The organism is Mesorhizobium sp. M1A.F.Ca.IN.020.04.1.1 (assembly GCF_003997315.1).
Taxonomy (GTDB): Bacteria; Pseudomonadota; Alphaproteobacteria; order Rhizobiales; family Rhizobiaceae; genus Mesorhizobium.
Genome location: NZ_RZSN01000195.1, coordinates 1 through 9,725 on the forward strand (window position 1 = coordinate 1; position 9,725 = coordinate 9,725).

The window sequence follows — 9,725 nt, forward strand, 5'->3', positions numbered from 1 at the left end:
GTTTGGGGGGACTTGGGGGGTGACCCGTCGATCTAACAATGCCTGAGTCGGGTGATGGTTCCGTGACCGCGAAAAAAATTTACGAACGCGTCGATTTGGCTCTCGACCAGTCGCGTGCGGCGTGCGCGAAAACCGCGCAAAGCACGATCGCGCCGCCGACGATGCTGGCCAGCGGTGGGAATTCGCCGAGGAACAGCAAGGCGAACAGGATGGCGAACGGCACTTCGGCCGAGCCGAGCAGGCCGGATTCGGCGGCGGGGATAAGCCGCGAACCTTCGGTCCACAGGATCGAGGCCAGCGCGAAGGAGCAGCCGAAGGTGGCAAGCAGCACCATATCGCGGGTCAAAACGGCAACCGGGTCGGTGACGAACCAGCCGAGGACGAAGAGCAGGAAGGCCGACACCGCGCCGGCCCAGACGACGGGCGAGTCGCGAAAGGCGCGCACCATGATCATGTAGAGCGCGCTGCCGGTGGTCATCAAAAGCGCCAGCCCGTCGCCGAACAGGTGGCCGCTGCCAAAGCCGCCGCCCACCATGACGGCGACGCCGCATAGCGACACGGCCGCCGCCAGCATCGTCTGTAGTCGGAATTTTTCCCGCACCAGCAGCAAGGCAAGCAGTGCGGCTATGAAGGGTGAGGTGGCGTAGATCACCGCGACATTGGCGACATAGGTGTATTTGAACGCCGCGATGAAGGCGATGCTGGCGGCAGCCCCCTCGACCGCAAGCAGCCAGCCGCGCCAGCCGAGCCTGAGGCTCTCGCGCCCGCCCGAGCGGCGGCGGCGCCACAGCACGTAAAGAGCAATCAGGATCGAGCCGAAGAAGCCGCGCCAGCAGGTGATGGTCAGCGGATCGGCATGGATCGACTTGGTCAGCACGCCGGTGAGCGCGAAGGCGACGGCCGAGGCCGAGACTAGCACCACGCCCAGCATGCGCTCGGCTGTGGCGTCGGCGGTGCCCTTGGCAAGCTTTTCAGGCATGTCGACCGTATCCGTCATGGTACCAGACTATGCCGCTCGTGCTGACAGCCTTCTGTCATGAGTCCTCGACCCGTTTGCGGAAACGCTCGTTGCCGACGATCAGCAGGCCGGCGCCGATGATCAAAGCCGCGCCCATGAAAACTTCGGTTCTCGGCACGTCGCCCCAGATGGCGAAGCCCAGCGCAAACGCCCAGACCAGCGAGGTGTATTCGAATGGCGCCACGATCGACACCGGCGCTCGTTTCATGCCTTCGAACAGCATGTATTGCGCGACGCCGCCGAGCGCGCCGACGCTCATGAGAAGCATGAGCTGCGGCGCGTCGGGCATGCGCCACCAGATCAGCGCCGGCACTGCCGAAAAAAGCAGGAAGTAGAAATTGTTGAGCACCAGCTGGATCGTCGTGCGCTCCTGCATCGCGGTCTTGCGCAAGAGCACCACGGCGATGCCCCACAAAAGCGCTGCCGCCAGCACAAGCAGCACCGGCACGGAGAAGCCGAGACGCGCCGGGTCGCAGGCGATGAAGACGCCAACGAATCCGACGAACACCGCCGCCCAGCGCAAGAGCGGCACGGTCTCGCCCAGCATCACCACTGAAAGCACGGTGACGATGATCGGCGCGGCGTAGTAGATGGTGGTGAGCTCGGCGAGCTGCAGCGAGCGTGCCGCGTTGTAGTAGCAGAGCCAGGCCGCGAGCGTGAATGCGCTGCGCACCAGCATCGGCCGCACGATGGGCGAGTTTGCGGTGTCGGCGAACAGCGTCCGTCCGCCGATCGCGCCGCAGGCGGCAAGGACGGTGACCGAGCGGAAGAACATGATCTGCCACACCGTCATGCCGGCCACCAACAGCTTGATCGAGGCGTCCTGCGCCGAAAACAGGAAATAGGCGGCCGCGGTGAACAGGATGCCGGCCAGCACCCTTTCGCGGCTTTCGAGGACGACGACATCGGCCATGCGGTATCGATTTGCCAGCGTGGAGGCGGCTCCGCCCCATCGGATCCACTTCTGCCAGCTATACGGGCGAAAGCTTCTACGGCGCTGTTCCAGCGCGGCGCTTGCGTTGGCGCAGAGCCCTCGTGGCCGATCGAGAAGCGCTTACTGCGTCGCCTGGTAGAGCTCGGAGGCTGCCTCGTTCAGCGCGCGCCTTCCGTCGGGCCTGAGGTACATCATGTGGCCGCCCTCCACGACATCGAGCCGGATCGGTTTGGCGTCGGCGAGTGAGGGAAGCTGGTTCACCAGATAGCGCGAAGCGAGATAGGGCGTCACCAGGTCGGTATAGCCGTTGATTATGACGACGCCGAGCGAGGGGTTGAGCGAACGCGCCCGCTGCAGGTCGTTCATCGCCCCGGCATAGCCTTGCCCCGAGGTGCCGTACTCCCAATTGCGACTGATCTCGCCGTTGAGCAGCCGGTAGCTGACATCCGTGCGATAATTCAGTTCGTTACGGGCGTAAGCGACAAAGGCCGAGGTCAGCACCGGCACACTGCGGTCAAGCACCGGGTCCGGGCCTTCTATGCGGGCGCTGCCCGGCGAGATATCGGCGGTGCTGATCGTGGCATCGTAAGGGCTGAGCACCTTGCCCTTGGCGCGCTGGAACTCGCGGGTGAACAGGCCGGTAGGGACACGGGCGAAATTGCGCTCGACGAGATCGAGCGGCAGGCCGGTGATTTCCGCCACGCGCCCGCTGGCGAGCTTGCCGCCTTGCTCCAGCCCGCTGGCGAGAGCCGTCAGATAGTCGCCAAGCGCATAGCGTTCGACCTCGGCCAGTCTGTCGCGCAGCGCCTCGCCGCTGACGCCGTCGGCGCGAAGCCGCACCGCCGCCAGCGAAGGCAGTTCGAGCGCCCAATGCAATTGATCGAATTGGTCCGGCCGCACCAGCATGAACTCCAGCGCCGGGGAGATCAGCACGATGCCGGAGGGGCTCAAGCCGACATCCTCCTGCAGCGTCCTGGCGAGCAGCGCGGCGCGAAAGCCGCCATAGCTTTCGCCGGCGAGGAAGAGCGGTGAAGCGGTGCGGCCGTTCTGCGCCAGATAGAGCCGTATGAAAGCGCCGACCGAGCTGGCGTCCTGGTCGACGCCCCAGAACCCTTTCGTGTCCTGGCCCGGCGCTTCGCGGCTGTAGCCGGTGCCGACCGGATCGACGAAGACGAGATCGGTCATGTCGAGCCAACTGTCCGGATTGTCGATGAGCCTTTGTGGCGGCGGCAGGAATTGGCCGTCGGCAGCGGTCGCAACGATGCGCGGGCCAATCGCGCCGAGATGCAGGTAGGCGGAGGCCGCGCCCGGCCCGCCGTTGAAGACGAAGGTGATCGGCCGCTCTTTGGCCGGGGCAGGCGACTGCTGCGTGTAGGCGACGTAGAAGATCTCGGCCGTGACCTCGCCCTTGCCGGAAAGCAGCGACAGCGTGCCGGCCTTGGCCTGGTAGTCGAGCTTGCGCCCGCCAAGGGTGATCGAATGCTCGGTGACCTGCGGCGGCGGCAAAAGCGACAACACGCCGCCGGCCGGCGCCGGCCGTTCAGGTGTTTCGGCGCCGACTGGCTGCGCAAAGGCTGTGAGCGCCAGGAGGATAAAGGGCAGGAGCTTCAACTTGGACCGCATGCGACCTCCGCGGGAATGATCCCGCAAAGGTATGGCCGGGGCGGCCGAAGTCAAAGGGGATAGGCTTGGCGCTGCGTTGGAACTTCGATCTCCCCCGTCGCGGGGGAGATTGGCAGCTTCACCCGCCAAACGCTCGCTCCAGCGCCGCGACATCGATCTTCACCTTGCCCAGCATCGCCTCGGTGGCGCGTTTGGCGCGTTCGCGGTCGGGATGTGCGGCCATGTCGCCGAGGATTTTTGGCACGATCTGCCAGGACAGGCCCCAGCGGTCCTTCAGCCAGCCGCATTGCTCGGGCTTGCCGCCATTGCCGAGAAAGGCGTTCCAGATGCGGTCGATCTCGGCCTGGTTATCGAGCTCGACGAGGATCGAGAAGGAATGGTTGAACGGATCGAGCGGACCGGCTTCGAGCGCGACGAAATTCTGGTCGTCGAGCACGAATTCGATGATCTTGACGCTGCCGGCGGGGCCGCTCGGATTGTCCGCCGGCACATCGGTCGTGCGGCCGATCGCTGAATTGGGAATGGTGGCGACATAGAATTCCACCGCTTGCCGCGCGTCCTTTTCGAACCACAGATGCGAGGTCACCTTGGCCATGCTGGATCTCCTTCCTGTCTGGCAACGGCCCAAGGACGATCGAGTTTCGCTCGACCCGACAGGGTATCTCGCTTTCGAGTTTGGAAATCGGCGACGGTGTCGTCCGATGCCCGGCGGGGCAGAGGCGCGCTGTCCCGCCAGCATCTCCGTGCTGTCAAGGCACCGAAAACTGCGGAAGGGATGCAAATGGACGCCACCGCATCTGCAGGCACCGCTGAAGGAGGCTCGACCAGGTCAAGGCGCTGATCACACTCGGGGCCAGAGGCAGGCTCGACGGTCAGTTGATCGCCTGCAAGGTGGAGGCGCTTGAGGTGGCGGAACTCCATTCGGCGACAGGAGCCGGCGCGCCACGCGCGACGACCCCTTCCGGCCGCTTCCCGGCCACTTCCTCCTCACAAGGGCTCACGAGGGGAGATCAGCTGGCGCTACTGTGCCGATGGCACTTCCGCATCCCCTTCGTCGGTGAAAGGCGAGGCGCTCGGCACGCACTGCACGGCCCAACCCTGCGGCGTCGGTTGCTTCTGATATTCGGCAATCGCGTTGGTGCACTGTTCGCGGGTGTCGAAGGTGCTGGGCAGCACCGCCATGCCGCCCTGCGGGCCGGCGATCACAAGATACCAGACCAACGCTACGCTGGGGGTGGCAGCCATGGGAATTCCTCTTTGCTGGATGTCGGAGTCGGGTCGATGCTAGCAACTCCCAGCAAATGGCGAAAGCAGGGCGGCGGCATACGCTCCCCCGCCCTGGTCACAGACCCGTGAACGACCGCTGGCCGGACGCTTATTCGACAGCGAAGCAGTAGAACAGGCCGTCGCCGCCCGTGCCTCTCAGCGCCTCCTGGCTGCAGCCGCCGCGCGAAGCATGTGAGGAATTCCACGACTTCGCCGCGGCCGATTCGTCGAGGCCGACTCGGTCGTGATGGCCCGTCATGGCTGCCCCTTCCGCGCCGCTCATCGTCCAGTCGCCGCAGGTCTGGTCGGCGATCTTGGTGCCATCGGGCTTGGAGCCGGTCAGCACGTCGTGGCGGTTGGGCTTGTCGCCGCGGCCGTTGACGACTTCGCCCTTCTCGGTAAGCGCCGTCTGCTTGCTGACGGCGTTGGCGTCGCTGTGCAGCGAGGCGACGTCGTCGGCGATCTTCTCGCCCTTGGCATTGAACCAGGGACCCTTGCCGATGCGGTCGCGCGCATCCTCGGCGCTGGAGGAGAGATAGGCGTGCCAGGTCTTGCCGGTGACACCGGCCGCTTCTGCCAGCGAGGCGCAATGCGCGTCCGCACCCTTGAGGCCGCCGAGATCGGCGCCCTTGCCGGAGCCGACGCTGGTGACGAAGAAGCTCATCTTGGCGTCTTGCGACAGGGCCGCGCCTGCCGTGGCGGCGAGAGCGGCGGTAATGGCGGTGGCGGCAACGAGAAGAAGTCTGCGCATGTCGGTCCTCCGGTTTCGAATGTTCTACATTCGAAGAACGTACCGGGAGGCCTGTTTCATCCGCCTTGAGGCAGGTTTATTCCGGTTGCCGATAGGCGACGAAACGGTTGTGCCTGGCCTGGAAGATCAGCCCGGTTTCCTTCAAGTCCGGGCTTGCCAGCGGCACGATGCGTTTGGCGATCTCGGACGGATGCGGCAGCGTCTCGGGATCCTCGCCCGGCATGGCCTGAGCGCGCATTGCGGTGCGGGTGGCGCCCGGATCGGCGGCGTTGACCCGAAGCGGCAGGCTCTCGGTCTCATGCGCCCAGGAGCGCATCATCGTCTCCACCGCGGCCTTGGAAGCCGCGTAGGGCGCCCAGAAGGCGCGCGCCGAGTGCGCCGCGTTGGAGGACATGATGATCGCGCGTCCGGCGTCGGAGAGCCGAAGCAACGGATCGACCGAACGGATCAGGCGCCAGGTCGCGGTGACGTTGACGGTCATTACCTTATCGAAGGTTTTTGCTTCGACATGGCCGATCGGCGAGATCACCCCGAGTATACCGGCATTGGCGACCAGGATGTCGAGCTTTCCCCAGCGCTCGTGGATCGCGCCGCCCAGCCGGTCGATGCCCGCCATGTCGGCGAGGTCGAGCGGCACCAGCGTGGCCTGTCCGCGGCCGTCGGCCTTGATCGCATCGTCAAGCTCTTCCAGCCCGCCGACGGTGCGGGCGACCGCGACGACATGCGCGCCGGCGGCAGCCAGTTCCCTGGCGATGAAGTAACCGATGCCGCGCGAGGCGCCTGTGACGACCGCGACGCGGCCGGAAAGGTCGAGGGTCATGTGAGGGATTCCGTGGGGTGGACCGGCTTACGACCCGCCGCTCGCCAGCAGCGACAGCGTGCGCACGTTGTCGTGGCCTTCGAAGTCGAGCAGGCGGGTAGGGTACTGGCCGGTGAAGCAGGCGTCGCAGAATTGCGGCTGGTCGTTGTCGCGGCGCGACTCGCCGACGGCGCGGTAGAGCCCGTCGATCGACAAAAACCCGAGCGAATCGACGCGGATGAACTCGGCCATCTCCTCGACCGACATGCGCGATGCCAGAAGCTTCGATTTCTCCGGCGTGTCGACGCCGTAGAAGCACGATGCGCTGGTCGGCGGCGATGCGATGCGCATATGCACTTCCTTCGCGCCGGCGTCTCGCACCATCTGCACGATCTTTTGGCTGGTGGTGCCGCGCACGATGGAATCGTCGACCAGCACCACGCGCTTGCCCTCGATCATGCGGCGGTTGGCGTTGTGCTTGAGCTTCACGCCCATGTGGCGGATGGAATCGCCCGGCTGGATGAAGGTGCGGCCGACATAGTGGTTGCGGATGATGCCAAGCTCGAAGGGAATGCCCGCGGCCTGGCTGAAGCCGATCGCGGCCGGCGTGCCGGAATCCGGCACCGGCACGACGATGTCGGCCTCGACCGGGTTTTCCTGCGCCAGCTCCGCGCCGATGCGCTTGCGGACCTCATAGACGTTGCGGCCCTCGACCGAGGAATCCGGCCGCGCGAAATAGACATATTCGAAGATGCAAAAGCGGGTCTTCTGCGGCTCGAATGGGAACAGGCTCTCGATGCCCTTGGAGGTGATGACCACCATCTCGCCCGGCTTGATGTCGCGCACGAAACGAGCGCCGATGATGTCGAGGGCGCAGGTTTCCGAAGCGAGTATCCAGGCGCCGTCGAGGTCGCCGAGCACCAGCGGACGGATGCCGAGCGGATCGCGGCAGCCGATCATCTTCTTGGCCGTCATCGCGACCAGCGAGAAGGCGCCCTCGACCTGACGAACGGCGTCGATGAAACGCGAGTTCAAATCGCGCTCCTTGCTGGTGGCGACCAGATGCAGCAGCGTCTCGGTGTCGGAGGTGGAGGAGAAGATCGAGCCCTGTTTCTGCAATGCGCGCTGGACGGTGAGCGCATTGGTGAGGTTGCCGTTATGGGCGACGGCAAGGCCGCCTTCGGCCAACTCGGCGAAGAAGGGCTGGATGTTGCGCAGGCCCGCGCCGCCGGTGGTGGCGTAGCGGGTGTGGCCGATGGCGCGGTTGCCCTGCAGGCGATCGATGACGTTCTGTTTGGTGAAGGTGTCGCCGATCAGCCCGACATGACGCTCGACGTGGAACTGGGTGCCGTCATAGGAAACGATGCCGGCGGCTTCCTGACCGCGATGCTGGAGCGCGTGAAGCCCGAGTGTGACGATGGCTGCCGCGTCCTGCCGGCCGAAAATGCCGAACACGCCGCATTCGTCATGGAAATGGTCATCGGCCTCGGCGGAAAGGACTTTGCCTGCGTCTGCCGTTGAGTCTGCCATCTGGGGCTCAAGCTCCGCTAAAACCGCCATATAAGGCGATCGCTCATCGAACGCAACGCATGCGATGCCGCATCCATAACATGCCCCAGGCCAGTGCCGGAACTGGCCTGGTTTCAGTTTGCCGGCGCCTCAGTTTGCCGGCGCCGGGGTGGCGGGAGCCGGGGCGGGAGCCGGCCCATTGTCGGCCGGCGCTGCGCCTTCGCTGTCGTCGGGCGCCGTCGCGCTGTCGTCGCCGGTCGCCGGCGGTTCGGCCGCGGGCTGGTCGGTGGTCGCCGGCGCGCCGGCCTGGGGCGTGCCCTTACGCGTGTATTTGTTGACCAGCTCTTCCGTGTTCTCGGGCAGCACGCTTTCGAGCTTGGCGCCGATCGTCTCGAGCAGCGGCCGCGACTTGGCGTTGGCAACCCAGGCGGGCGCCTTGGCGCCGGCCAGCCAGTTGAAGAACAATAGCGCCACCGCGACGACCAGGATGCCGCGCGCCGCGCCGTAGAGGAAACCGAGCGTGCGATCGAGCGCGCCGATGCGCGAATCGATGATCCAGTCGGCGATCTTCATGGTGATCACCGAGACGACGATCAGCGCGATGACAAAGACGATGCCGGCTGCCGCGGCAATGGCGATCTTGTCGTTGTCGACATATGGCTGAACGTAGGGCAGGACCGGCTTGTAGAAGAAGAAGGCCGCCGCCGCCGCCGCTACCCACGACACCACCGACAATACCTCGCGGGAAAAGCCGCGCACCATGGCAAGCATCGCCGATACGAGGGTGAAGCCGACGAGAATTCCGTCAAGCAGCGTAATCGGCATATCTTTCGCCCCACATCATGAGCTGCATCACTCCCCCTCGTCGGCGCGGCTGCGCCGTGAGCCGGCTATGCGCGCCACCAGGTCGGCAAGCTCGGTGGGCTGGAAAGCGCCGGCCGCGATTCCCCCGGCCCCATTACCGCCAACGACTTCCTCGCTGCCGAGCGGCAGCACCGCGCTTCCGAAACCCAGCTTTTCGGCCTCTTTAAGGCGCTGCTGCGCATGCGCAACCGGCCTTACCGCGCCCGAAAGGCTGATTTCGCCGAAATAGACGCAATCGGCGGGAAGGGCAAGACCAGTGAGCGACGAAACCAATGCTGCGGCGACCGCGAGATCGGCCGCCGGTTCCGAGATGCGGTAGCCGCCGGCGACATTGAGATAGACGTCGTGCTGGCCGAAGCGGACGCCGCAATGCGCTTCCAGCACCGCCAGCACCATGGAGAGCCGCGCGCCGTCCCAGCCGACGACGGCGCGGCGCGGCGTGCCGAGCGAAGAGGGCGCCACCAGCGCCTGGATCTCGACCAGCACCGGCCTTGTGCCTTCCATGCCGGCGAAGACGGCGGCGCCGGGCGACTTCGCATGCCGCTCGCCAAGAAACAGCTCGGACGGATTGGCGACCTCGCGCAGGCCCTTGTCCGACATCTCGAAGACGCCGATCTCGTCGGTCGGCCCAAAGCGGTTCTTCACCGTGCGCAGGATGCGGAAGTGGTGGTTGCCTTCGCCCTCGAAATAGAGCACGCCGTCGACCATGTGCTCGACGACGCGAGGGCCGGCGATCTGGCCTTCCTTGGTGACATGGCCGACGAGCACGATCGCGGCGCCGGTGGATTTCGCATAGCGGATCATCGCCTGGGCGGCCGCGCGCACCTGGGTGACCGTGCCGGGCGCCGAATCGGCAAGATCGGTCCACAGCGTCTGGATGGAATCGAGGATCACCAGATCGGGCCGCTTGCCGTCGGCGATTGTCGCGAGGATGTCCTCGACATTGGTCTCGGCGGCGAGT

General features: G+C 65.7%; 10 protein-coding genes and 1 pseudogene. 1 reads left to right on the top strand and 10 read right to left on the bottom strand.

The features are described from left to right. Nucleotides 1–79 precede the first annotated feature (79 nt). The 4 genes from EOA49_RS27145 to EOA49_RS27160 all read right to left on the bottom strand — a co-directional run bounded on the left by EOA49_RS27145 (nt 80) and on the right by EOA49_RS27160 (nt 4,170). The gene (locus tag EOA49_RS27145) at nt 80–979 is read right to left on the bottom strand and encodes a DMT family transporter (RefSeq protein ID WP_127241983.1); all 900 of its coding nucleotides are present in this window, start codon (nt 977–979) and stop codon (nt 80–82) included. Between the two features lie 55 nt (nt 980–1,034). Further along, nucleotides 1,035–1,931, bottom strand: coding sequence for a DMT family transporter (locus EOA49_RS27150; RefSeq protein ID WP_127217229.1), 897 nt, complete (start codon nt 1,929–1,931; stop codon nt 1,035–1,037). Between the two features lie 141 nt (nt 1,932–2,072). Continuing rightward, on the bottom strand, nt 2,073–3,575 hold the full coding sequence (locus tag EOA49_RS27155; protein ID WP_127241982.1) for a peptidase S10: 1,503 nt from the start codon (nt 3,573–3,575) through the stop codon (nt 2,073–2,075). Between the two features lie 118 nt (nt 3,576–3,693). Beyond that, a complete protein-coding gene (locus tag EOA49_RS27160; protein WP_127241981.1) occupies nt 3,694–4,170 on the bottom strand; it encodes a VOC family protein in 477 nt (158 codons plus the stop codon). Between the two features lie 186 nt (nt 4,171–4,356). Here EOA49_RS27160 and EOA49_RS33760 point away from each other — a divergent pair. After that, nucleotides 4,357–4,508 (top strand): annotated as a pseudogene (locus EOA49_RS33760) (OsmC family peroxiredoxin); the annotation flags it as partial. An 87-nt stretch (nt 4,509–4,595) separates the two neighbouring features. Here the strand turns inward: EOA49_RS33760 and EOA49_RS27170 are convergent. The 6 genes from EOA49_RS27170 to EOA49_RS27195 form a co-directional block, all read right to left on the bottom strand. Further along, entirely contained in the window at nt 4,596–4,820 is a 225-nt protein-coding gene (locus EOA49_RS27170; RefSeq protein ID WP_067001363.1) for a hypothetical protein, read from the bottom strand. Between the two features lie 130 nt (nt 4,821–4,950). After that, entirely contained in the window at nt 4,951–5,592 is a 642-nt protein-coding gene (locus EOA49_RS27175; protein ID WP_127243454.1) for a hypothetical protein, read from the bottom strand. Nucleotides 5,593–5,668: 76 nt separating this feature from the next. Beyond that, on the bottom strand, nt 5,669–6,412 hold the full coding sequence (locus EOA49_RS27180; protein ID WP_067001369.1) for an SDR family NAD(P)-dependent oxidoreductase: 744 nt from the start codon (nt 6,410–6,412) through the stop codon (nt 5,669–5,671). A gap of 27 nt (nt 6,413–6,439) precedes the next feature. Then, on the bottom strand, nt 6,440–7,921 hold the full coding sequence (gene purF, locus EOA49_RS27185; protein ID WP_127242213.1) for an amidophosphoribosyltransferase: 1,482 nt from the start codon (nt 7,919–7,921) through the stop codon (nt 6,440–6,442). Nucleotides 7,922–8,050: 129 nt separating this feature from the next. After that, nucleotides 8,051–8,725 carry a CvpA family protein gene (locus tag EOA49_RS27190; protein WP_127242214.1) on the bottom strand — a complete coding sequence of 225 codons (675 nt, stop codon included), beginning with the start codon at nt 8,723–8,725 and terminating at the stop codon, nt 8,051–8,053. Between the two features lie 27 nt (nt 8,726–8,752). Next, nucleotides 8,753–9,725: magnesium chelatase domain-containing protein (locus EOA49_RS27195; protein ID WP_127243455.1), on the bottom strand; the 973-nt coding region annotated here is incomplete at its 5' end.

Excerpts from the sequence above, each read along its gene's own strand:
- EOA49_RS27145 (WP_127241983.1), bottom strand. The coding sequence starts at position 979 with ATGCCTGAAAAGCTTGCCAAGGGCACCGCCGACGCCACAGCCGAGCGC.
- EOA49_RS27150 (WP_127217229.1), bottom strand. The coding sequence starts at position 1,931 with ATGGCCGATGTCGTCGTCCTCGAAAGCCGCGAAAGGGTGCTGGCCGGC.
- EOA49_RS27155 (WP_127241982.1), bottom strand. The coding sequence starts at position 3,575 with ATGCGGTCCAAGTTGAAGCTCCTGCCCTTTATCCTCCTGGCGCTCACA.
- EOA49_RS27160 (WP_127241981.1), bottom strand. The coding sequence starts at position 4,170 with ATGGCCAAGGTGACCTCGCATCTGTGGTTCGAAAAGGACGCGCGGCAA.
- EOA49_RS27170 (WP_067001363.1), bottom strand. The coding sequence starts at position 4,820 with ATGGCTGCCACCCCCAGCGTAGCGTTGGTCTGGTATCTTGTGATCGCC.
- EOA49_RS27175 (WP_127243454.1), bottom strand. The coding sequence starts at position 5,592 with ATGCGCAGACTTCTTCTCGTTGCCGCCACCGCCATTACCGCCGCTCTC.
- EOA49_RS27180 (WP_067001369.1), bottom strand. The coding sequence starts at position 6,412 with ATGACCCTCGACCTTTCCGGCCGCGTCGCGGTCGTCACAGGCGCCTCG.
- purF (WP_127242213.1), bottom strand. The coding sequence starts at position 7,921 with ATGGCAGACTCAACGGCAGACGCAGGCAAAGTCCTTTCCGCCGAGGCC.
- EOA49_RS27190 (WP_127242214.1), bottom strand. The coding sequence starts at position 8,725 with ATGCCGATTACGCTGCTTGACGGAATTCTCGTCGGCTTCACCCTCGTA.